This is a genomic window from Micromonospora sp. NPDC049051, assembly GCF_043197575.1.
In the GTDB taxonomy this organism is placed as follows: Bacteria; Actinomycetota; Actinomycetes; order Mycobacteriales; family Micromonosporaceae; genus Micromonospora.
In genome coordinates this window covers 363540-386782 of sequence record NZ_JBICTL010000006.1, presented here as the reverse complement: position 1 = coordinate 386782, position 23243 = coordinate 363540, and the positions used below count along the sequence as shown (strand labels likewise).

The 23243-nt window shown below is 70.7% G+C and carries 18 protein-coding genes; 9 read left to right on the top strand and 9 right to left on the bottom strand.

The features are described 5' to 3' along the window. Window positions 1-23 precede the first annotated feature (23 nt). Window positions 24-1679 (bottom strand): ABC-F family ATP-binding cassette domain-containing protein, encoded by a 1656-nt coding sequence (locus ACGFIR_RS25705; protein ID WP_393147605.1) that lies wholly within the window; start codon window positions 1677-1679, stop codon window positions 24-26. Window positions 1680-1959: 280 nt separating this feature from the next. Here ACGFIR_RS25705 and ACGFIR_RS25700 point away from each other — a divergent pair, with 280 nt between their 5' ends. Next, window positions 1960-3702: a hypothetical protein gene (locus tag ACGFIR_RS25700; RefSeq protein WP_393147603.1), complete on the top strand. Its 1743-nt coding sequence runs from the start codon at window positions 1960-1962 to the stop codon at window positions 3700-3702. 394 nt (window positions 3703-4096) lie between these two features. Here the strand turns inward: ACGFIR_RS25700 and ACGFIR_RS25695 are convergent, their stop codons facing one another. Further along, window positions 4097-5275: an acyl-CoA dehydrogenase gene (locus ACGFIR_RS25695; protein ID WP_393006700.1), complete on the bottom strand. Its 1179-nt coding sequence runs from the start codon at window positions 5273-5275 to the stop codon at window positions 4097-4099. A gap of 356 nt (window positions 5276-5631) precedes the next feature. On the opposite strand from ACGFIR_RS25695, the gene ACGFIR_RS25690 reads away from it, so the two are divergent. Next, window positions 5632-6795 (top strand): epoxide hydrolase family protein, encoded by a 1164-nt coding sequence (locus ACGFIR_RS25690; protein WP_393006698.1) that lies wholly within the window; start codon window positions 5632-5634, stop codon window positions 6793-6795. A 183-nt stretch (window positions 6796-6978) separates the two neighbouring features. Here ACGFIR_RS25690 and ACGFIR_RS25685 read toward each other — a convergent pair whose 3' ends face one another. The 5 genes from ACGFIR_RS25685 to tpx all read right to left on the bottom strand — a co-directional run bounded on the left by ACGFIR_RS25685 (window position 6979) and on the right by tpx (window position 12250). Beyond that, window positions 6979-8535 (bottom strand): GMC family oxidoreductase, encoded by a 1557-nt coding sequence (locus tag ACGFIR_RS25685; RefSeq protein WP_393006696.1) that lies wholly within the window; start codon window positions 8533-8535, stop codon window positions 6979-6981. Between the two features lie 335 nt (window positions 8536-8870). Then, window positions 8871-10169, bottom strand: coding sequence for an aspartate aminotransferase family protein (locus ACGFIR_RS25680; RefSeq protein WP_393006847.1), 1299 nt, complete (start codon window positions 10167-10169; stop codon window positions 8871-8873). A gap of 195 nt (window positions 10170-10364) precedes the next feature. Continuing rightward, window positions 10365-10820, bottom strand: coding sequence for an SgcJ/EcaC family oxidoreductase (locus ACGFIR_RS25675; protein WP_393006694.1), 456 nt, complete (start codon window positions 10818-10820; stop codon window positions 10365-10367). 38 nt (window positions 10821-10858) lie between these two features. Further along, the gene (locus tag ACGFIR_RS25670) at window positions 10859-11347 is read right to left on the bottom strand and encodes an SgcJ/EcaC family oxidoreductase (protein WP_393006692.1); all 489 of its coding nucleotides are present in this window, start codon (window positions 11345-11347) and stop codon (window positions 10859-10861) included. A 375-nt stretch (window positions 11348-11722) separates the two neighbouring features. Further along, window positions 11723-12250, bottom strand: a complete 528-nt coding sequence (tpx, locus tag ACGFIR_RS25665; protein ID WP_393006690.1) for a thiol peroxidase — start codon at window positions 12248-12250, stop codon at window positions 11723-11725. A 456-nt stretch (window positions 12251-12706) separates the two neighbouring features. Between tpx and ACGFIR_RS25660 the strand changes: the two genes are divergently transcribed. After that, window positions 12707-13186, top strand: coding sequence for an SgcJ/EcaC family oxidoreductase (locus tag ACGFIR_RS25660; RefSeq protein ID WP_393147601.1), 480 nt, complete (start codon window positions 12707-12709; stop codon window positions 13184-13186). 405 nt (window positions 13187-13591) lie between these two features. Here the strand turns inward: ACGFIR_RS25660 and ACGFIR_RS25655 are convergent, their stop codons facing one another. Continuing rightward, on the bottom strand, window positions 13592-15223 hold the full coding sequence (locus ACGFIR_RS25655) for an MFS transporter (RefSeq protein WP_393006686.1): 1632 nt from the start codon (window positions 15221-15223) through the stop codon (window positions 13592-13594). 576 nt (window positions 15224-15799) lie between these two features. Here ACGFIR_RS25655 and ACGFIR_RS25650 point away from each other — a divergent pair. Then, entirely contained in the window at window positions 15800-15928 is a 129-nt protein-coding gene (locus tag ACGFIR_RS25650; RefSeq protein ID WP_393147599.1) for a hypothetical protein, read from the top strand. Here the strand turns inward: ACGFIR_RS25650 and ACGFIR_RS25645 are convergent. After that, on the bottom strand, window positions 15909-17171 hold the full coding sequence (locus ACGFIR_RS25645; RefSeq protein ID WP_393147597.1) for a cytochrome P450: 1263 nt from the start codon (window positions 17169-17171) through the stop codon (window positions 15909-15911). The two genes, ACGFIR_RS25650 and ACGFIR_RS25645, sit on opposite strands and share 20 nt — an antisense overlap. A gap of 376 nt (window positions 17172-17547) precedes the next feature. Here ACGFIR_RS25645 and ACGFIR_RS25640 point away from each other — a divergent pair, with 376 nt between their 5' ends. The 5 genes from ACGFIR_RS25640 to ACGFIR_RS25620 all read left to right on the top strand — a co-directional run bounded on the left by ACGFIR_RS25640 (window position 17548) and on the right by ACGFIR_RS25620 (window position 23234). Then, window positions 17548-18726 carry an acyltransferase family protein gene (locus tag ACGFIR_RS25640; protein WP_393006680.1) on the top strand — a complete coding sequence of 393 codons (1179 nt, stop codon included), beginning with the start codon at window positions 17548-17550 and terminating at the stop codon, window positions 18724-18726. 331 nt (window positions 18727-19057) lie between these two features. Beyond that, the gene (locus ACGFIR_RS25635) at window positions 19058-19456 is read left to right on the top strand and encodes a YciI family protein (protein ID WP_393006678.1); all 399 of its coding nucleotides are present in this window, start codon (window positions 19058-19060) and stop codon (window positions 19454-19456) included. After that, window positions 19453-20664, top strand: a complete 1212-nt coding sequence (locus ACGFIR_RS25630; RefSeq protein WP_393006676.1) for an RNA polymerase sigma factor — start codon at window positions 19453-19455, stop codon at window positions 20662-20664. The genes ACGFIR_RS25635 and ACGFIR_RS25630 overlap by 4 nt, the downstream gene beginning before the upstream one ends. Window positions 20665-20912: 248 nt before the next feature. After that, window positions 20913-21500, top strand: a complete 588-nt coding sequence (locus ACGFIR_RS25625) for a dihydrofolate reductase family protein (protein ID WP_393006674.1) — start codon at window positions 20913-20915, stop codon at window positions 21498-21500. A 501-nt stretch (window positions 21501-22001) separates the two neighbouring features. Next, window positions 22002-23234 (top strand): class I SAM-dependent methyltransferase, encoded by a 1233-nt coding sequence (locus tag ACGFIR_RS25620; protein ID WP_393006672.1) that lies wholly within the window; start codon window positions 22002-22004, stop codon window positions 23232-23234. Window positions 23235-23243 lie beyond the last annotated feature (9 nt).

The window sequence follows — 23243 nt, the reverse complement described above, 5'->3', positions numbered from 1 at the left end:
ACCGGCCCCTCTACCCGGGCACGCTACCGACCCTTGATCTCCAGGCGCGGCCAGTCGACGAGATCCCGTAACAGCTGCCGGTCGTGCGTGGCGACGACGACGGCGGCGCTCGTGTCGCGGATCGCCCCCGTCAGTTCGTCGACCAGCGCCGACGACAGGTGGTTGGTCGGCTCGTCGAGCAGGATCAGGCTGGGCCGCCCGGCCAGCGCCAGCGCCAGGTCGACGCGCCGCCGTTGCCCCTGCGACATCCGCCCGATCGGCGTACGCATCGCCTCGGAGTCCAGCAGCCCGAGCGACCCGAGCGCGACGACGTCGCCGTCGCGGAGCACCCCGCGAGCCACCAGCCGCCCCGCGTGGCGGGCGTGCACCTCGCGGGCGGTGCGTTCCGGGTCCTGCTCGGCGGTCTCCTGGCTGATCAGGGCCACCCGTGCCGCCGTCGCCGTCCAGACGTGCCCCTCGTCGGGCGGGAGCGAACCGGCCAGCACGGCGAGCAGCGTGGACTTTCCGGCGCCGTTCGCTCCGGTGACGAGCAGCCGGTCGCCGCCGTCGAGGGTGAGGTCGACCGGACCGGCCAGGCGCCCGTCGACTGCGACGCCGTGCGCCCGCACCTGCGGCGCCCCCGGTCGTACGCCCAGGTCGGGCCACCGCAACGTCGGCGGTGGCTCCGGCACGTCGATCCGGTGCGCGTGCAGGGCGTCCTGTTGGCGGTGCAGCGCCTGCACGACGCCCGGCGCGCGGGACTGGCGTTGGTGCTTGCCGGTGCCCTTGTCCGGCCGCCAGCCGGTGGAGAGCCGGTCGCGGGCCCGGGACACCGCGTCCTGCAGTCGCCGGTGCTCGATCTGCTGCTCCTCGTGGTCCTGCTGCCAGCGCTCACGTTCGCGGCGCCGGGCGTCCTGCCAGGCGTCGTAGCCACCGGCGTACAGACGCGGCCTGCCGTCACGGGTCGGGTCGAGGTCGAGGAACCGGTCGGCGACGTCGCGCAGCAGCGCCCGGTCGTGGCTGACGACGGCGAGGCCGCCGTCGTGCTCGCGCAGTCGGCGGGTCAGGAAGTCCAGCCCGCCGGCGTCGAGGTGGTTGGTCGGCTCGTCGAGCAGCAGCACGTCGTGCCGCGCGCCGAGCAGGCACGCCAGCCGCACCCGGTAACGCTGCCCGACCGACAGCGTCGACAGCGGGCGGTCGCGGTCCGTGCAGGCGGCGAGGGCCTCCAGGGCGACATCGACGCGGCGCTCGGCGTCCCACGCGTCGAGCCGGGTGGCGGCGTCGAGCGCGGCGGCGTAGCGGTCGTCGGCAGCGGGATCGCCGGCGGCCAGGGCGCTGGTCGCCTCGTCCAGCGCGGCGAGGGCCCCGAGCGACGCGGCCAGCGCCTCGGACGTCAGGGTGCCGACGGTCCCGCCATCTCGTACGGTCAACTCCTGCCGGGCCAGGCCGATCGTGCCGGCCCGGTGCACGGTGCCCTCGTCGGGCGGGATCAGGCCGGCGAGGACGTGCAGCAGCGTCGTCTTGCCGCGGCCGTTCTCGCCGACGACGGCGACCCGCGCTCGGGCGGACACGGTGACCGAGACGTCGTTCAAGACGCGCCGGGACCCGCGGATGACGGTGACGTCGGTGGCGCGCACGTGCGCGCCACCGCCCGCCTCGACGGGCAGGGACGTGGTTTCGGGGTTCGGGATGAGGTTCAACGGTGCTCCGCAGCTCGTTGTGGAGCCGGGCAGCGTCAGGCGACCGCCCGGCGGGAACCGGGACGGCGAGCGCGTTCAGCAGGAGAGGGCGCCGCCGTCAGCGGGCGGAGCGGACCTTCTGCGACCAGATACCTCGTGCCACGACGACGACCCTAGCAGCGCCGGCGGCGCCACCCGTCCGGATGCGGCCCGGTCGGGTGGCGCGACCGGCCGCATCGGCGGCGGCGGTGGACCGCACGCAGGAAGGTGCGTCCGCAGGGGTCGCGGGTGACGATCAAGCGTGTCGCATCCTGTCGTCGCCGTCGCGACCGGTACGCTCCTGCTCGATGCCGGGCCTGCCTGGGCTGCCGGGGTGAACGCGGCGAGTGCCGAGCCGCCCGCCGTCGCGCTGTTCCTGCGGATCGTCGTCCTGCTGGCCACCCCCGTCGCGGTCGGCCTCGCGCTCGCCGCGCCGCACGCCACCCGCCGCGTACGCCCCGCGCTGACCTTCACGGCCGTCGCCGCCGCCCTCTGCGGCGTACTCGGCACCGAGGTGGACCCGGCGCCCGTCACGCCGGTGGCGCTGCTGGCCGGGGCGACCCTCGTCCTGCCGCTGCTGCTCGGTCGACCCCGCACGCTGCGCGTCGCCGCCGTCGCGACCTGGTTGCTCCTCGCGGTACGCGTCGGTGCCACCGCCGGTGCGGACCAGCCGGTGATCGAGGCGGTCCGGGTGGCGGGTCTTAGCGCGGCGATCAGCGCGGCCGCCCTGGTGGCCGTCATCGGATCGCTGCGTCGCACCGGGGCGACGGCCCTGGTGGCGGCCCTGCTCGCCGCCGCGACGGCCACGGCGCTGGCCGGCTACGCGGCTGGCGTACGCCCCGACCGGTGGGCCCCGCTGACCTGGTTCGGTCGGCTGACCGTGCTCGCCGTGGTGGTCGTCGTCGCGGCCCTGGTGGTCGCCGTCCTGGTGCTCGCCCACCCCGACGCGCCGGTCCGGCCGGCCGGGGTGGCCGGCGCGATGGCCGCGCTCGCCCTCGTCGTGGCCGCGGTGCTGCCGCTGCTCCCCCCGCCGCCACCGCCCGCCGTCGCGGGGGTGCCGCTGCTCCGCACCGTGAACGTCGGCACCGAGCGGCTACCCGTCCTGGTCAGTCCGAACCGGCCGGGCTGGAACCTGGTGCAGATCGGTTCCGCGAAGGCCTCCGCCGGCACCGGGCGCACCCGGCTCACCGCCGGCACGACCCGGCCGGGCAGCACCGGAAGCTGGGTCAACGTACGCCTTCCGGCCGGGGCGAGCCGGCTCTGGATCGGGAAGGGCACGGCCACGGGTTGGCTGCCGGTGGACACCGGCCACGACCGCGTCGACGATGCCCGGCTGACCGGACCGGACGGCCCGGAGTGTGCCAGTGCCAGCCTCGGCTCGGCGCTGACCGGGCCGGCGCGCCCGGTGTCGTCCTGCCCGGCCGACGGGCTCAGCGCCGAGGACGCCGAGGCGTTGCGGGCGATGGTCGGCTTCGTCGCCGGACGGGGGGTGTCGGCGATCTCGGTGGTCGGCGACGACTCTCCCCGAGGCGTCCGTGCCGTGGCGGAGGTCCGCGCCGCGGCGGCGGCACGTGGGCTCCCGGTTGCCGACAGCGGACGCCACCCGCTCTTCGTGGTCGCCGGCTGGACCGGCGCGGAGGCCGTGTTGCGGCAGGTGGCCGGCGGCGGCCGGCTGGCCGAGGGCAGCTATCTGGCACCCTGGCTGCTCACCGGGCCGCTGCTGGAGATACCGGCGGCACCGCTGCTCGCCCTCCGTTTCGATCCCCGCCAGGCTGACGCCGCCCGCTACCTGCGCGATCTCGACCGGCTCTTTCCCGGCGCGCCCGCCACCGCGGTCGGCTACCACCGGTACCTGGGCGACGGCGGTCGTCGCGGCGAGCTGCGCCTCTACGCCGCCTCGGCGCTGTACGTGCCGGGACAGGGCGGCCACCAGCACGGCGCCGCCCGGTCCGCCTGGGTACCCAACGGCTCGGTGGTCCCGGTGACGGGGTCGTTGCCGGCCTGAGCGGGCCGGCCAGCGGTGCCACCGCGCGACCGCCGGGAACGCTGCCCGGCTCGGCTGACATCCGGCGCGGATCACGCGCGCCGGATGCCTGGAAGGAACGGTCCACTGCCGCCCGCCTCCGTACGGGCTTCCCGCGCCGGCCGGTCCGCGAGGACCGCCTCGCGGCATGTGCCCCCACTGCGGGGGCCGCCGAGGTGGCCGGCGACGGCTCCCGGGCCACGGCGCAGGACACCCGGGCCGTGCCGGCCCGGGAACGACGAGGCCGACCGGCGCGGTGGGCGCCGGTCGGCCGGGTCATCGGTACGGTGCGGGCGGGGACGCCGGCGACGCGCGGCGGACGCACGCTCGGCGGTCGGCGCGCGTCGACGGCCCACCCTCGGGCCGCTCCGGATGCTCAGAGGTACATGGTGTTGGGCTCCAGGCCGCACAGGCCGCGGCCGTACAGCTCGAAGTTGGTGTTCGGGTGCATCAACGCGTGCAGGCTGAACGCCTGGATGTCGCGCTGGATCCGCTGGATCGGCACCGACCGGTACAGCGACGAGCCGCCGCTGGCGGTGGCGAGGACGTCGACGGCGGCCTTGGACTGGTGCACCACCCGGCCGAGCCAGCCGCGGTTGCGCATCCGCTCGTCCATCTTCCACGGCTCGCCGCTGGCGCCCTTGTCGTCGAGCAGGTCGGCCATCCGGTACGCGTGGAACTCGGCCTCGTCGACCAGCAACGACGCCTCCGCCACCTGGAAGTGCGTCACGGGAGCGTCGGCCTGGTGCTCGTACCCGGTGTAGGTGATCTTGCGGCCCGGAAGGCGGTGCAGGAACTCGTCCCGGGCGGCCTGCGCGAGCCCGATGGCGACCCCGATGAACCCGGCGGCACCGGTGGGGATCATCGGGGTGTTGTACACCGGCGAGGTGGCGTTGCGCTCGGAGGCGTACTGGCTCTGGAGGATCGCCACCATCGGCAGCACCCGCTCCTGCGGGATGAAGACGTCCTTGGCGACGGTGGTGACGCTGCCGGTGCCGACCAGGCCGGTGGTGTGCCAGTCGTCGACGATCTCCAGCTCCGACATCGGCACGAGCGCGGCCACCGGCCACTGTGAACCGTCCGGTGCCGGCGCCATCGCGATCACCACCTGCCAGTGGCTGTGGTGGGCGCCGCTCATGAAGTGCCAGCTGCCGTTGACGGTCAGACCGCCCGGCGCGGCGGTCGCCACCGCCGTGGGGCTGAGCACCACGCAGATGCGGGTGTGCGGGATGGCGAAGACCTCGTCCTGGACGTGGTCGGGGAAGTTGCCCGCCAACCAGTCACCGATGGCCCAGACCCCGGTGTTCCACGCCGTCGACCCGTCACCGTGGGCCAACACGGAGATGACCTCGACCAGGGTACGGGCGCTCGTCTCGAGCCCCCCGTACAGGCGGGGGCGGCGCAGGTCGGTCATCCCGGACCCGGCGAGCGCCTCCACGACGTCGTCGTGCGGGCGGCGGTGCTCCTCCGACCAGGCGGTTCGGGAACGGATCAGGGGAACCAGGTCCTCGGCCCGCTTGAGCAGCTCATCCCGCGATACGGCTTCTGGCGACACCACGTCCTCCTCGTGTCTCGACAGCGGTCATCGGCCTCGGGTGCACCTCGCGGCCCGCCCGCCGCCGGACCACAGGACCGCACACCCGGTACGAAACGTTCCTCGTATCCAGCAGGACCGAGCATGCGACGCCGCGCGACAGCGCCGCATCTTCTCGCTTGCGCCCTGCCGTCGCGCCGGACGAGCCGGCTCCGGGACCTGCGCCGACGGTCCCCGCGCCGTGCTGGTGGCGTACCACCGGGGCTGGTCGTGACCGCATTCCGCAAGGTGCACCGGCCGCGCCGGGGTCATTAGCGTGAGCCTGATTTCGACCCACCGTAGACGGGTCGTCATCCTGCGTGAGGAGAGGTTGGCCCATGAAGCCCACTCGGATCGACATTCCCGAGCCCCAACTGGACGATCTGCGCCGCCGGATCGCGGCCACCCGCTGGCCGGACGCCTACGCCAGCCCCGGGTGGGAGCGCGGCACTCCCCTCGGCTACCTGCGCGAGCTGGCCGAGCACTGGCAGCACCGCTACGACTGGCGGGCCGCCGAACGCGAGATCAACCAGTACCCGCAGTTCGTCACGGAGATCGACGGCGCCAACGTGCACTTCCTGCACGTCACCTCCCCCGAGCCGGACGCCCGGCCGCTGCTGCTCACGCACAGTTGGCCCGGCTCGATCGTCGAGTTCCTCGACATGATCGGCCCGCTGAGTGACCCGCGGGCGCACGACGGGGACCCGGGCCAGGCCTTCCACCTGGTCATCCCGTCGATCCCCGGCTACGGCTTCTCCGGCCCGCTGCGCGAGTCCGGTTGGACCACCACCCGGGTGGCCAGCGCGTGGGCGGAGCTGATGCGGCGCCTCGGCTACTCGTCGTACCTCTCCGCCGGCGGCGACTGGGGCTCGATCATCTCGCTGGACCTGGCCCGGGTGGACAAGGAGCACGTGGCCGGCGTGCACATCTCCTGGCCGACCGTGCCGTCCCAGGACGCCGTCGGCCTGACCGGCATGTCCGAGCCGGAGTTGGCCGAGCTCGACCAGGTCTCGATGTCCTGGTTCAACAGCGAGCTCTCCGCCTACCTGAGGCTCCAGACCACCCGGCCCTGGACGCTGGCGTACGCCCTCAACGACTCGCCCGTCGGCCAGCTCAGCTGGATCGTCGAGAAGTTCCACGAGTGGAACCGGGCCGCCAAGTCGCCGGAGGACGTCATCGACCGGGACCGGCTGCTGACCAACGTCAGCATCCACTGGCTGACCAACACCGCGGGGTCGGCCCTGCAGCTCTACTACGAGTCCGGCATGGCGCTGGGCGCCCTGTTCACCCCCGGCGTGCCGAGCGAGCCGATCGAGGTGCCGGTCGCGGTGGGCTTCTTCCCGCACGACCCGGCCCCGCCGTTCCGCGCCTTCGGCGGGCTGGAGACGTCGACCATCCGGCGCTGGACGACGTTCGAGAAGGGCGGCCACTTCGGCCCGATGGAGCAGGCCGGACCGTTCGTCGAGGACCTGCGCGGCTTCGCCGCCTCGCTGCGCTCCTGACCACCCGCCCCGGCCACGGGCCCGCCGTTCCCGGCGGGCCCGTGGCCGTTGCGTATCGGGGCGTCTCCCCGTAGCCGGCACCGGGTGCGACGAGACGGTCGGGCCCAGCGAGCGGACCGGGAGCGGCAGCAACAGGCGGCGGCCCGCCGGGAGCAGTCCCGGCGGGCCGCTCGGCCCGGGGCGTCACGCCGCGACGGGCACCGAATCGGTGATGAGCGCGGCGGCCTTCTCGCCGATCATGATCGCCGAGGCGTTGGGCGCGCCGCGGCCGACCTTGGGCATGATCGAGACGTCGGCGACCCGCAGGCCCTCCACCCCGCGCACCTTCAGTTCGGCGTCCACGACCTCGCCGAGGGCGCAGGTGCCGGAGGCGTGGAAGATCGAGTGCGTCCGCCGGCGGACGAAGGCCCGGATGTCGGCGTCCGAGCCGGACTCCGGCGCCTGGTGGCGGGTCGTGGTGTAGAGCTTGAGCGCCTGCTGGCTGGCGATGTCCATGGCGATCCGCACCCCCTCCACCGCCGTGACCAGGTCGTCCTCGTCCGTGTAGTACCGGTGCTCGATCTTCGGCTTGGTGGTCGGGTCGTTGGCGATCAGCGTGATCTGGCCCCGGCTGCGCGGGGTCAGCATGACCGGGCCGTAGGTGATGCCGTGCCCGTTCGGCATGCTCAGCCCGCTGTCCGGGAAGATCAGCGGACCGGAGAAGTAGACGACGTCGGGCGCCTCCAGACCCGAGCGGGTACGCACGAAGCCGCCACATTCGGGGCCGTTGGAGGTCAGCGGGCCGGTGCCCTGCTCCTCGAACTCCCGGTGGTACTTCGGGTCCTCCGCGATCATCAGGCTGACCGGCTCGTCGTGGGTGAAGATCAGCGGCACGAAGGCGTGGTCCTGGAGGTTCTGGCCGACCTGCGGGTTGTCGACGAGCACGGGCAGGCCCAGCCGGCTGAGCATCTCGCCGTTGCCGATGCCGGAGTGCATCAGCAGCTTCGGCGAGTTGTACGCGCCGGAGCTGAGGATGACCTCCCGCTCGGCCCGGATGGTGATCGGCTGGTCCAGCCGCTCACCGACTACGCCGACGGCGCGGCCGTTCTCGATGAGCACCCGGTGCACCTCAAGGTGCGTCTCCAGGGTGAGGTTGGGCCGGTTCAACGCCGGGTGCAGGTACGCCTTGGCGGTGCTGCACCGTCGTCCGTCGCGCTGGGTCAGCTGGAAGTAGCCGAAGCCGTCCTGGCCGGCCCCGTTGAAGTCCTCGTTGGCGGGGTGGCCGGCCTGCTGGGCGGCCTCGATGAGGGCGGTGGACATCGGGTTCCTCGAGCGGCTGTCCGAGACGCTCATCGGCCCGCCGACGCCGTGGTAGCGCGACTCGCCCCGCTCGTTGTCCTCCGAGCGCTTGAAGTACGGCAGCAGCTCCTCGTAGCTCCAGCCGGGCTGGTTCCAGCCGTCGTAGTCGAGCTTGTTGCCGCGGATGTAGAGCATCGCGTTGATCGAACTGGTGCCGCCGAGCACGCGTCCGCGCGGCAGGAAGATCCGCCGGTTGCCGAGTCGCGGCTCCTCGTGCGAGTCGTAGTCCCAGTCGCACTTGGTGCGCATCAGCTCACCGAACATCGCCGGGATCTGGATGTTCGGCACGCTGTCCGGCCCTCCCGCCTCGATCAGGCAGACCTTGACGTCCGGGTCTTCGCTGAGCCGGGCCGCGAGAACGCATCCCGCAGAACCTGCACCGACGATCACGTAGTCGTACATGCCAATCTCCTTGAGGGGATGATGGATCAGCGGGATGCAGCCTCGGGAGTGGCCCGAAGCTGCGCGTGGAAGTGCTCTCTCGGCGACGCCACGCGGTCGGGGTCGCGCTCGACACCGGCTGCCGGCGGCAGGTACGAAGAGCCGGCAGCACGGCGGAAAAGGCCCGGCTCGTCGGATGACGACGGCGCACGCACGACAGCGCGGGCACGTCGGAGCGGTGGAGCGGGCACGTCGGAGCGGTGGAGCGGATCCGCTGGGTGCAGGCGGACCCGCTCCACGATCGCGGGATCGGACGCCGGGGCGGAAGGCCCTGCGGGACTGTCGAAGAGCCGGACTCAGCGCGGTGCGATGCGGCCGTCGGCGGTGGTGCGCGAAAGCACCTCGACGACGGCGTCGGTGGTCCGGCGGGCCTCCTGCTCGGTCATCACCAGCGGCGGCGCGAGCACCAGGTTGTGCCCGTACGGCCGGGCGATGACGCCGTGGGCCCGGCGGACCTCGAAGGCCACCTGATCCACCGTGGGCCACTCCATCGGCTGCTGGGTCTGCCGGTCGACCACCAGCTCGACGGCGGCCAACGAACCCTCGACCCGCACGTCGCCGACCACCGGGAGGCTGGTCGCCGGCGACAGGCCGGCACGGAACCAGTCGCCGATGGCGAGGGCGTTGTTGAGCAGGCCCTCGCGCTCGATGACGTCGATCGTCGCCAGGCCCAACGCGCAGGCGACCGGGTGGCCCTGGAAGGTGTAGCCGTGGAAGAAGCCGCCGTGGCCGATGAGCGTCTCGGCGATGTCGTCGGTCATCAGCGTGGCGCCGAGCGGCGCGTAGCCGCCCGCCATCCCCTTCGCCATGGTGATCATGTCGGGCTTCAGGTCCCGCTGAGGCGAGTCGAACCACGCACCGGTACGCCCGAAGGCGGTGACGACCTCGTCGGCGATCAGCAGGATGCCGTGGCGGGTGAGCAGTTCCCGGACCCGCGGCCAGTAGTCCTCGGGCGGGGTGAGGACGCCGCCACCGGCCATGATCGGCTCACCGACGAAGGCGGCGACGTTGCCCGGGCCGATCCGCTCGATCGTCTGCTCCAGCTCCTGGATCAGCCAGTCGGTCGGGTCGGTGTCGCCGTACATCTGCGCCGCCCGGTACAGGTACGGCGGCGAGACCTTCTCGACGTGGGGCAGGTTCGGGCCGACGCCGTGCTGCATGGGCGGGAAACCGGTCAGCGTGCCGCTGCCGTACGCGGCCCCGTGGAAGGCGTAGTGACGACCGATGATCCAGGTACGGTCCGGCTCGCCGCGGCGGAAGTGGTAGAGCCTGGCCGCCTTGATCGCGGTCTCCACCGCCTCGGAACCGCCGCTGGAGAACATCGCCCGCTCGATGCCGGCCGGAGCCAGTTCGGTCAGCCGGGCGGCGAGGTGGATCGCCTTGTCGTTGGAGAACTCCAGCAGGCTGGTGAAGAACTCCAGCTCCCGGATCTGCTGGGCCGCGACCTCGGCGAGGTCCTCGCGGCCGTGGCCGAGCGGCGAGTGCCAGACCCCGCCGCCGGCGGCGTCGAGCAGTTCCTCACCGCGCGAGTCCCAGACGGTGCACCCCTTGCCGCGGACGATGACCACCCGGTCGGCGATGTCCCCCCGGTGCATCGAGCGGATCAGGTGGCGACGGTCGAGAGCCTCCAGTTCGTCGGCGTCGGCTTTGGACAATGTGGCAAACAACTGGTTGATGGTCACGTTTTCCCTCACCTGAACAGCACCGATGAATGATTGGAGCGGGCCGGCCGGCCCCCGTTTCGTTGCGGGGTCCGCACGTCGGCGTCCCGGCCGGCCCGCCGTGGCGGATCAGCCCTTGATCGGGCTGCTCTGGTAGGAGAAGAGTCTCCACTCGCCGTTGTCGCGGACGACCAGCCAGGAGACGCGCTGCCGCTGGCTGGCCGACAGGCTGCTCTCCCCCTTCGACACGATGCCGCCGGTCGAGATCACCAGCGCCGTGTCGGGGTCGATGAAGAAGATGTCACCGGGCTCGTCCTCGATCCGCGAGCCCGCCAGGCCCCCGGCGAAGGCCTCGCCGAGGTACGCCTGGATGGCCTCGCGGCCCCGCATCTGCTCGTCACCGAGCAGCATGCTGCCGTTGGCGGTGAACGCGTCCGCGACGCCGGCCGCGTCGTTGCGGTCCCACGCTCCCCGCACCCGCAGCGGAGCGCTCAGCGCGGCGCCCTCGGGTCCCTTCGTGAACGCGCCGTAATGGGTCGCCCACTTCTTCGCCTGATCGACGAGCACCGCCGATTTTGACTCCATCGTCTCTCCTTCCGGGATGTGCTTGTCGGGCAGTGGGATCACCAGCGCAGCGTCGCGCCGGCACCCCGAGGGCTGTTCTGGTAGGCGGCGAGCTTCCACTCGCCGTCGCGCTTGACGACGACCCAGGTGGACCGGACGGCCAGCTCCGGCGAGATCTCCGTCTCGCCCTCGGCCAGGATGCCGCCGTGGGTGCGCAGCAGCGCGATGTCGTCACCGATGAAGCGGACGTCCACCGGCCGACCGGTCACGCCGCTGTTCTTGAACGGGCCCGCGTAGGCGGCGGCCATGAAGGCCCGGATCTCCTCGCGGCTCTTCTTGTACACGTCACCGGGCAGGATGAGGATCCCGTCCTCGGTGAAGACGTCGGCGACGCCGTCGGCGTCGTTGCGGGCCCAGGCGGCGACGAGACGCAGCGGAACGCTGAGCGCCTCCTTCTCCTTCTCGCCGGTGAACTCGCCGTAATAGGCGTCTAGGGCTGCCTTGTCGTTCGCCACGCCGGGCGCCGAGGTCGCTGTGGACACGGTCATCTCCTCCGTCGATCGACCTTGCTCCGCCATGATGTATCTCTCCGTGACGGCGAAGCTTCTCTGCGATTGCGGCAGGAGCGCACGGGGCGAGATGGCACCGCGGACGGTGGCGTTCCGGCCGAGGGCGGCCCTGGAAACACGCGCAGGGGCCGCCATCGCGGTGATGGCGGCCCCTTGGCGGGTGGCAGCTGCCGGCCTGTCGTCGACCGGGTGGTGTGGCCGGCAGACGACCGTCGGCTGGTGTCGGAACGGCGCAGGCCCGCAGCAGGCCCGCAGCGGGCCAGCCGGACCAGCGGACCAGCGGGTCAGCGGGTCAGCGGGTCAGCGGGTCAGCGGGTCAGCGGGTCAGCGGGAGCGGTTCGACGGTTGAGCTTGTCAGCGGGTCAGCGCCGAACGGGCGGCGGCGAGCGCCCGCTCGTAGTCGGGGTGCGCGCCGATCTCCGGAACGTACTGCACGTGCACGAGCTGATCGGCCTGGTCGACCACGAACACCGCACGGGCCAGCAGCCGGAACTCGGCCACCACCACGCCGTACGCCAGCCCGAAGGACAGATCCCGGTGATCCGAGGCGGTCCGGACCCGTTCCAGGCCGCTCCCCCCGCACCAACGCGCCTGCGCGAAGGGCAGGTCCACCGACACGGTCAGCGCGGCGACCCCGTCGAGGGCCGTGGCCTCCTCGTGGAACCGCCGGGTCTGCTGGTCACAGACGTCGGTGTCCAGCGACGGCACCGCCGAGAGGATCCGGACCGAGCCCGGCGCGAAGTCCAGCCCCAACGGGGAGAAGTCGCTGTTGAGTACGGTGAACCCGGGCGCGGGGTCCCCCACCTTCACCTCGCTGCCGGCGAGGGTGACCGGGCGGCCCCGGAAGGTCACCGCCCCGGTACGTGCCAGATCGGTAGTCATCACGCGTCTCCTGTCATCCGGACGGCCCGATTGCTTCGGCACAGGCGGTGCCCGTGCAGCCGGGTGGACCTCCTCGTACCGCCGGCCCCGGCGGCGCTCCAGCAGCATCCCCGCGCCCCCGGTGACGCCGCACCTCTGCCCGTGCCCTCCCCGGCCGCCACGGCGCGACCGGCGTCCGCATCGCGGCGATGCGGGGCGAGGCCGACGCCGAGACGCTGGCGCCCCGCACCGTCGACCAGGCGCTCGGCGCGGGGCAATACAGAAGGTGCGGACGTCGCGCCGGCGGGCCGACGATTGCGTTCCGAGGCGGCCCGCCCGCCTCGGGCGCGTCACCCGTCGCCGGGCCGCACAGCGCCCGGCACCCGGACGCTGGACCAGGCCGGCGAGGGTGGCCGCGCGACGGGCCGCCGGCCGCGTCGCGAGGGCGGGATCCGCCGTCACGAACAGGAGCCCATCGTGCCCAGCACCGCGTCAATGCCCGGCACCGCCGCCGCGATCCTGGCCACCGCCGGGGTCGAGGAGGACACGTCCTACTACGGCCCCTTCCTGGAGGAACGGGAGAAGGCGGCGCTGACCGTGCCGATGCGGATCCAGGACGCCTGGCTGCACAACGACGCCGACGCGTTCGCCCGGGTCTTCGCGCCCAACGGCAGCCTGCTGATGCAGGACAACCAGCTGCGGGGGCGCGACGAGATCCACGCCTACATGTCCGCCGGATTCGATGGTCCGTTGCGGGGCGCCTCGGTCAAGGGCTGGCCCATCTCGGTGACCTTCCTCAGCGACGACGCCGCGGTCCTGGTCACCGAGGGCGGTATCCGCATGCCGGGCGAGACCGAGACCGCACGGGAGCGGCAGATCCGCGCCGTCTGGGTCGTCGTCCGGCAGGGCGACGACTGGCAGCTGATGTCCCACCAGTCGAGCCCCATCTACGGCTGACCCGCACCGCTCCTCCGCGCCCGGGTCGGTCTGCCCGCGCTGCGGGGTGACCAGCGCACCCGGGGAGAGCAGGGCGACCCACCCAGCTGCCGCACGAGCCGGCCGTCACCACGCTGGTGGCGGCCGGCGGTGCTGTCCGCCCCTCGTAGAAGACTTGCTTGCCGTCGGGTGAGCCGCTGCGCCGCGGCGCGTCCCCGGCCCGCCCAGCTCTGTGCCGGCATCCGCGCGTGCCCTGGGCCGTCACGCCGGCGTCGGCAGGTGCGGCCGACCGGAGTGACACGCGACAGGTGCTTGCCTGGACGTCTCCCGACCAGCCGCCGCCAGGAGCACCGGTACGGTCGGGGTGGGCGCCCTCCCACCCCGACACCAACCGGCCCTCCTGGCGGGCTCGACCGGGTTGCGCTGTCAGTCGCCGGACGCCTCGCCTGCCACCGTTGCCGGCTGGCCGTTCCTGGCCTCCTCGGCGGTCGGCTCGGTCGGCGTCGTCGCCTTCGCGTTCGAGCCGGTCGGAGGAATGTGCCGGAGTACGGCGGCGACGACGATGGCGAGCAGGGCGACCATGACGGCGTTGACGACGGCGACGGCGACGAACGCGTCCGTGAAGGCGTCGCGTGCGGCCTCGAGAAGGTCCGCTCCGAGTGCTCCGGGCAGCCCTGCGGCCACCTCGACGGCGCTTGCCAGGGTGTCGTTGGCGGACTGCGCGGCACTGGACGGAACGTCCGCGGGCATCGTGTCGGCGATCTCGTTGCGGTAGACGGCGGTCCCGACGCTGCCGAGGACGGCGATGCCCAGGGCCGTGCCGACCTCACCGCCGGTCATCGCCAGCGACGCCGCGGATCCGGCCCGCTCCGGCGGAGCGGACCCGACGACCAGGTCCGTGCCCAGTACGTACACGGGTGCCACGCCGCCGCAGGCGATGACGAGACCGATCTCGGTGAGGGTCAGTCCGGGCAGGTTCTGGACCTGGCTGACCAGCAGGAACCCGAGCGTGCCGATCGCCAGGCCACCCGCGACGACGGTCCCCGGGCGAATGCGCTGCGCGAGGCCCGGGGAGAGCAGGGATCCGGCGATCACCCCGATGGTGTACGGAATGATCAGCAGGCCCGTACGAAACGGCGGCAGTCCCTTCACCAGTTGCAGGTACTGGGTGAAGAACAGGAGGATGCCGCTGACGGCGACCCCGGCGAACAGCAGGGTGCCGAGCGCGCCGCTGACCGCCCGGTTGCCGAGCAGGCGAAGGTCGAACAGCGGGTCGGCCAGGGCGCGCTGCCGGCGGACGAACACCACGCCGATGGCGAGGCCCACGACGACGGACAGGACGGTCGGCCAGGTCAGGCCGTCGGTGACCACCTGCTTGAGGCCGTAGATGACCGGCAGGATGGTGCCGAGGGAGAGGGCCACACTGAGCAGGTCGACCCTGCCGGGCTGGCTGTCGCGGAATTCGGGAAGCAGGACCGGCGCGGTCGCGAGGAGCAGGACCATGACCGGTACAGCCAGGAGGAACACCGAGCCCCACCAGAAGAACTGGAGCATCACCCCGCCGACGAAGGGGCCGAGCGCCAGACCCACCATGAAGCAGGTCATCCAGAGGCTGATGGCGACCGTCCGCTGCTTGGCGTTGCGGAACATGTTGCTGATCAGGCCGAGGGTGCAGGGCTGGATGGTGGCGCCGGCGATGCCCATCAGCGCCCGGGAGGCGATCAGCATCTCCGGGCTCGTGGCGTACGCGGCCACCACCGAGGCCACGGCGAACGAGGCCGCGCCGAGCAGCAGCAGCTTGCGGCGGCCGATCCGGTCACCGAGGGCGCCCATCGTGATGAGGAACCCGGCGACCATGAAGCCATAGATGTCCCCGATCCACAGCAGCTCCGAGCTGCTGGCTCCCAGGTCCGCGCTCAGGTGCGGCAGCGCCAGGAACAGGACGCTCAGATCGAGGGACAGCAGCAAGGACGGCAGGGCAAGTACGGCCAGTGCTATCCATTGCCGGGGACCAGCCCGGTCATCGGTCTGGGCCTGGGCTGACGTAACGGTACTCATGAAGGAACCTCTCCCTAATCGGTCGCCGATCCAGCCGTGTCACGCGTACGGGCGCGGAGTCAGCGGGCCGGCTGCCAACCAAAGACGGCGACGGCAGGCGTTGATCCGTTCGAGGTGGTCGAAGGAGTCGTCCATCGGCAGGGCCGGGACGCTGTTCGCCGGCCCTCGTGGACGCCGCCGAACGACTCGACGTTCGCTGCGACGAGCTCGCGCATCGGTCATCCACCCCTCGTACGGTCACGTTCCCGGGCTCGGGCGGGCCCGGGGCGGAGGGCTGTTCACCCTCTGCTCATCCGTCGTGACGGTCTTTGTGGGTAGGACGGAGCCGAGAACCGGTTTTCGACATCGATCCGGAGCCGGATGACGGGACGTGCCGTGTCCCGGGGGCATCCGGTCCGGCGGACCCCGCCCGGAGTGCCACACGCGCCCACGGCCGCACGGGGCCGCGCTCCCACGAGAGGCTGACCGGACGCTGCCCGGGAGGTCCACCGATCCGTACCCGTACGCGATCCGGCTCGCTCTCCGCGCGATCGCCCTGCATCGGCGCTCCTCGGCCGCAACGAGGAGCGCCGATGGGTGAAGACCGCGACGGCGACGTGGCCGACCTGCGGCGGCTCGCCACCCGGCGACGGCCAGGGCGACGGCGACGGCTACGGCTACGGCTACGGCGAAAGCGAGGCGACGGTCAGCGCGCGCCGGGGGTGAACGCCACCGGCAGACGCTTGATCCCGTTGATGAGCGGCGACTTCAGCCGCGCCGGTTCCCCCGTGGCGTGGATGTCCGGGATGCGGGTCAGCAGCTCGCGGAACATCACGTTGATCTCCAGGCGGGCGAGGTGCGCGCCAAGGCAGAAGTGCGGGCCCGGCCCGCCGTAGCCGACCTGCGGGTTCGGCGAGCGCCGCACATCGAAGGACTCGGGCTTCTCGAAGTAGCGCGGGTCGCGGTTGGCGGCCCAGTAGAACATCACCACCTTGTCACCCGGGCCCAGAGGTTGGCCGGCGATCTCCATCGGCTCGGCGTCCTCGGCGACGGTGCGCCGCTGGGAGATCACCGGTGCGCACCAGCGGACGATCTCCTCGACCGCGGTCGGGGTCACCCCGTCGATGTCGGAGAGCCAGGCCTCGCGTTGCTCGGGGAACTTGGTGAGCAGATGGATCCCCCACGTGATCGCGTTGCGGGTGGTCTCGGTCCCGGCGCCGGTGAGCAGGATGAAGAAGTGGGTCAGCTCCGAGGGCGTGAGCGCCTCGCCGTTGATCTCGGCGTTGAGCAGCTTGGAGATCAGGTCGTCGGCGGGGTTCGTGGCGCGGTGGGCGGCCAGCTCGTGCATCAGGTTGGCCAGTTCCTGGCTCGCCTTGTTCATCGCGAGCATGGCGTCGTCCTGTTCCCCGACGTATTCCGGGTCCTGGACGCCGAGCATGGCGTTGGTCTGCTCGAACACGAACTGCTGCTGCGAGTCCGGGATGCCCATCATGGTGCAGATGACGCGCAGCGGCAGCTTCGCCGAGATCTCGGCGACCGCGTCGCACTCGCCCCGCTCGACCACCTCGTCGACGATGTCCTTGGCCATCAGGGTCACGTTGTCGGTGAGCGCCGCGATCGCCTTGGTGGTGAAGCCCCGGGAGACGATGCGCCGCAGTCTGGCGTGCCGGGGATCGTCCATCGTGATCAGCGACTGCTCGAGGAACTCGACCGGCAGGTCCATCGCGACGTTTCCCTTGCCGGAGATGAACGTGGCAGGGTTGCGGCTCACGAACAGAATCTCGTCCATCCTGGTCAGCGCGTAGTATCCGCGACCGCGCGGCGCCGAGCCGAACTCCGGGGAGGCGAAGAACGGCAGCCCGGGCTGGGCGCGCAGCGCCTCGAACGCGGCATGCCGGTACTCGATCGACTCGGTCCAGAAGTCGTTGTCGGAGAGATCGATCGCGCCGAGTTCAACGGGGACGGTCATTCGTTCAGCCTCCTCGTGCCCAAAATCAACCGGTCATCCAGAGGCCACGCCCGCTGAACCCGCAGGTTGCTGGATGGAACCTCGAACGTACTGGCAGGCAACTGTCGCCTGACCCGGTGCGGATGCGCATCTTCCAGAGTGCGCAACGCAGCGCACATCGGAAGATGCGACCCCCGTGCGGCGAGTGAACAGTGTGAGCACGGTGTTCAGGTCCGGGAAGGGGGCCTGACCAGGCATGAGAACGCCACGGCGGCCCGCCGGCACGGCGGGCGCGGTGGTGGCCGCGAGGTTGAGCGGGACTCACCGAGGGTGACGGCCGGCGCCGGTGCCTCCACCGGACCCGGAAACCCGACAAATTGAAGGGAGAGAAACCGGCATGGCCGAAGCTGTGCGAGTCGCCCCTGAACCTCAGGACGTAAGGGCGCCTAGGAAACTCGACTCACTGACCGGGCTGCGGTTCTTCGCCGCCCTACTGGTGTTTCTTTTCCATACCGCAGTGGTGGTGAACCCTGTCGACCTCACCGGTCCGGGGATCAATCCGTTCGCCAACCCCGACATCGCGCAATCGTACGCGTACGCCTTCAGCAACGGCGGCTTCGTGGGGGTCTCCTTCTTCTTCGTGCTGAGCGGTTTCGTGCTGTCCTGGTCGGCGAGACCTGACAGCTCGGCGCGAGCCTTCATCCGGCGCAGGCTGGTGAAGATCTTCCCCACCCACGTGGTGATGTGGGCGCTGGTGATGCTGCTCTTCGCGGGCGGGGTGGCCAGCTGGAAGACGTGGCTGCCCAACCTGTTCCTGGTGCACGCGTGGTTCCCCGACTTCTCGATCAGCCAGAGCATCAACACCCCGTCCTGGTCGCTCTGCAGCGAGTTGCTCTTCTACGTCACCCTCCCCCTGCTCATCCGTCCGATCCTGCGAATGTCCGTACGCCAGATGTGGATCACCGCGGCGGCGCTGTTCGCCGGGCTCGTCGCCTTCCAGATGATCGCCACGCTCTTCCTCTCGACTCGCAGCAGCGGCTTCACGCCGGTGGGCGACGTGCAGTTCTGGTGGGGTTACCTCTTCCCGGCCGGGCGGATGTTCGAGTTCGCGTTCGGCGCGATCCTGGCCAGGATCGTCCTCGCCGGGAAGTGGATCCGGATCAATCCGCTGCTCGCGGTCGGGTTCATGGTGCTCGGTTACGTCGCCACCTACTTCGTTCCGGCGCAGCTCACCTTCAACGTGACCACGCTCATTCCGATCGGCGTGCTCCTGGCGACGTTCGCGGATGCGGACATGCGTGGCGCGCCGACGGGACTGCGGAGCAGGCTCGCCGTCTGGCTCGGCAACATCTCCTTTGGTTTCTACATGTGCCAGACGGTGACGGTCTTCTACATCCGCCATGTGACGGGTGGCGGAAAGTTCGACACGCCGACCGCCGTCCTGGTCATAATCGGTCTGCTCGCGCTGTCCATCCTCGGCGGCTGGTTGCTGCACCGGTTCGTGGAGATGCCCATGATGCGCCGGTGGAGCCGCCCCCGCACGGCCCCGAGTCCACAACTCTCCGGAAGTGCGTGAGTTTCGCCGGGACGTCTCCGGCGTCCAGGGTCCGTAGCCGCCTGTCGGCCGGCAGGCGAGAAGACGGTTCGCCGGTCCTGCGGGACGCCCGACTCGGACGGCCACCGGTATTCGGTCGAATACCGGTGGCCGTTGGAGTCGGCAGCACCGTCCACCGGTACCCGTGGACGATCGAAAGGCGACGCTGGCGCGCCAATCGGTAGCCGGCTCCAAGATCGAGCCCACCGTTCGACGAATACCGAAGCGCGCGTTCCCGGCTCGACGCCGGTCGGGGTGGTAGCGTCACCGACACTTGCCAGAGGTGCGGCCATCATCCGTGGGAGGTGCAGACATGAAGTTCTTGTTGCTGCAGAACTATCCAGGCACGGAGGGCGTCGAGCCGATGGCGAACTGGCCCGCCGAGGACGTCGAAGCCCATCTGAAGTTCCAGAATGAACTGAACCGGCGTCTCACCGAACTTGGTGAGCTGGTGGATGTCCAGAGCCTCACCGGCCCGGAAATGGCCAAGTTCGTCACCTCCGACGGCACAGGCGCCTCGGTGGTCACCGACGGTCCGTTTCCGGAGTTCAAGGAACTCCTCGCCGGTTACCGGATCATCGACGTCGATTCCGAAGCCCGCGCGATCGAGATCGCCGCGCAGGTGTCGGCGGCGCCCGGCCCGGGCGGTCGGCCGATCCGGCAACGGATCGAGGTACGCCAAGTGATGGGTTGCGTAATCGCCGCACTATGAGTCACGCCAGGCGCTTGGAGGAACTGCTCCGCGAGCTCGCACCGCAGGTGTTGGGCGTCCTCGTCCACCGGACCGGTGACTTCGACACGGCCGAGGACGCGGTGCAGGAGGCGTCGCTGTCGGCCGCCCTGCACTGGCCGAAGGACGGTCTCCCCGACAGTCCGCGCAGCTGGCTGATCCAGACGGCCATGCGCAAGATGACCGACCAGATCCGCAGCACCCAGGCCAGACGCCGCCGCGAACAGGCCGTGGCCCGTCTCGAACCACCGGCCGTGGAGATCTCCGGCCAGGACGACACCCTCACGCTGCTGTTCATGTGCTGCCATCCCGTCCTGACGCCGGCGTCCGCGATCGCGTTGACGCTGCGGGCGATCGCCGGGCTGACGACCGCCGAGATCGCCAAGGCGTTCCTGGTGCCCGAGAAGACGATGGGGCAGCGGATCAGCCGGGCGAAGCAACGGCTCAAGGCCTCGAACGTGTCGTTCACGATGCCGGCCGGCGAGGATTACACCCAGCGGCTGAACTCGGTGCTACGAGTGCTCTACCTGCTGTTCAACGAGGGCTACACGAGCAGCAACGGCACCGAGCTGCACCGGGCCGACCTGTCCGACGAGGCGATCCGGTTGACCCGGATGCTCCACTCCCAGTTGCCCGACAACGGTGAGGTCACCGGTCTGCTGGCCCTGATGCTGCTCACCGACGCGCGCCGGCCCGCCCGCACCGGGGCGAACGGCGAGCTGATCCCACTGGACGAGCAGGACCGCAGCCGGTGGAACCGCCTGCTCATCACCGAAGGCGTCGCCCTGGTGGTGGAGGCCATGTCACGGGGGCAGATCGGCGTGTACCAGTTGGAGGCGGCCATCGCGGCCGTGCACGCCCAGGCCCCCACCGCTGCGGAGACCGCGTGGCCGCAGATCCTCGCCGTGTACGAGATATTGGAACGGCTGTCGGGCAACCCGATCGTGACGCTCAACATGGCTGTCGCGGCGGCGATGGTGCACGGCCCGGAGACCGGCCTGAAGCTCCTGGAACCCCTGGACGAACAACTGGGCGACCAGTACCGGCTCGACGCGGTACGCGGACATCTGCGTGAGATGCTCGGCGACACCAAGGCCGCGGCCACCCACTACCGGGCAGCCGCCGACCGCACCACCAGCCTGCCCGAACGGCAGTACCTGATCTCCCAGGCCGCCCGGCTCAGTGGTTGATGCGCGTGCGGCTGCCCGGTCGGGAGGCGCCACGACCGCGGGGCGGCCCGGGGCCGAGCGGCGGTACGACGACGGGCCAGGTCGGGACCGGGCGGTCAAACTCGCGCCGGCCACTCCGACGATGTCGAATTCCGCTCCGCCGCTCCGTCCTACACACGAAAGCCAGGACGGCTGGGCGGAGGCGAGGTCGTGTAGCTGCGGCCGCCGCTGCGACCGGCCACAGAACGATCAACGAGGAGGGGATTCGCATGCGCAAGTTCATCGTGGTGAGCGCTGTGTCGATGGACGGCTTCTACGAGGGCCCTGGGCACGACCTGATGGCCGTGCCGATGGAGAACTGTTTCGGTTCGTACAACCTTGAGCGGATGCAGGCGGCCGACACCGTGCTGCTCGGGGGCAACTCCTACGCCATGTTCTCGGGTTACTGGCCGAGCGTCGCCGACGACCCCTCCGCCTTCGAGGCCGACCGGGAGTTCTCCAAGCTCTACAACGTCGTCGACAAGGTGGTCATCTCCGATCACGCCACCCCGCCGGGGGCCGGTCACCCGTGGGCGCACAACACCCGGATCGTCTCCCAGGCGGACGCCCCCAAGGAGATCGCCAGGCTGAAGGAGCAGGACGGCAAGGAGATCGTCACGTGGGCCAGCCGCACCACGTGGAACGGGCTGCTCGAGCAGGGGCTGGTCGACGAGCTTCACCTGCTGCTCGGCCCGGCCGCTCTCGCCGGTGGCACTCCGCTGTTCGAGCACCCGGTGTCGCTGCGGCGACTGGGCGTGCGCACGTTCGACGGCTTTGACACCGTGCTCCTGCAGTACGGGGTGCAGCAGAAGTCCTGAGCGCCGACGACGTGTGGCGAGGTGTTCGGCGTATCCGTCGCCGTGGCGGGCAGGACGCTTCCCGAACACCTCGCCGCCGTCCTGAAATCGGGTCGGCTCTGGAGTCGACAATGGCCTCCAAATGGGGTTCTGTCCGACCACGAGGGAACTCCTCGTGGTCGGACAGGTCCATGGACGTCGTCCATATCCGTGGCAGTAGTGCGAGTGACATGAGCGATTGCCACGACGCCCACGCCGCGTGACAACGGACCGGCTTTCCCCGACCAGCGGACAGACAACCCGCATCGTCCGCGCCACCCCATACCCAGACGATCTGACCACTGCCGTCGACAGCGGCGACTCCGGAAACAGAATGAGCCTGTTTCCGGGGATGTCCGCTGCGTTGTCATCCGCACCGTTCGCGGGCGCCAGCATGGACCGCAATCGTGAGGATGCCGAAGCCGACGGCTCCGCGATACAACTGACGAGACAGCGGTCCGCCCCTATGTTAGGAGATCATCTGTGGGTGATGACAGGACGCTTTGTCAGACCTGCCGAGACGTCCCGGTTACCAAGTTCCTGTCACTCGGCGAACAGCCCGCTTGCGTATTTCCGGAAAATCACGAGGAGGCCCGGACCGAACAGACCTGGCCACTGGATCTCGGATTCTGCCCGCGGTGCAGCCTGGTCCAGGTGATGGAACCGGTCAGTGAGCGTGTTCTTTTCTCCGGCGACTACCACCACCTCGCCGGACTCACCAAGGGCTTCCGTGAGCACCTGGTGGAACTGGCGGCCGTACTGGCCGCGCAACAGGACCCCGATCCGCGGCGCCGCCGGGTCATCGAGATCGGCAGCAACGACGGAAGTCTGCTGGACGCGCTGGCCGAGCGCGGCTTCAACGTGCTCGGCGTCGATCCGTGCGGTTCGGTGTCGCCGAACGGATCGCCGGTCGTCACCGACTACTTCAGCGCGGAGCTCGCCCAGCGGATGATGTCCAGCTCCCGGCCGGCGAACATCGTGGTGGCCACCAACACGTTCGCCCACGTCACGAACCTGCGCGATTTCCTGGACGGGTTGTGCACGATCCTGGAAGCCGACGGGATGTTCGTGTCGGAGTCGCACTACCTGCCGGAGATGCTGCGGACGTTGCAGTACGACTTCGCCTACCACGAGCACTCGCGGTACTACTCCTTGACCGCGTTGCAGCACGTTTTCGGACTGCACGGTCTCGAAGTCTTCCATGTCGAACTCGTCGACACCCACGGTGGCTCCGTCCGCGTCTACGCCGGTTTCAAGGGCGCGCACCAGATCCGCGATTCCGTCACCGAACTCCGCCGCGCGGAAGACGCGCAGAAGCTCACCGACGAGGCGACCTACCGGGAGTTCGCGGCCCGCGTGGAGGACCACCGGGACCGCTTCCGACACCTGGTCAGAAAGTTGGCCGGCGACGGATCGCGGATCGCCGGCTCGTCCTGCCCCGCCCGTGCGGTGACCCTGCTCAACTACTGCTCGCTGGGACCCGCGGACATCAGCGTCGTCTCGGAGATCAGTCCCCTCAAGATCGGCCGGCTCTTCCCTGGCGTCCACATTCCGGTCATCTCGCAGGAGGAGCTGTGCGGGCCGGATCAGCCGGACTACGCCATCCTGTTCTCCTGGCACATCCTGGATGAACTGTCTGCCCGGCTGCGCGCAGAAGGATTCCGCGGGAAGTTCGTCGTTCCGTTGCCCGAGCCCCAAGTCCTCAGCGAGCCGTAAGGAGTCTTT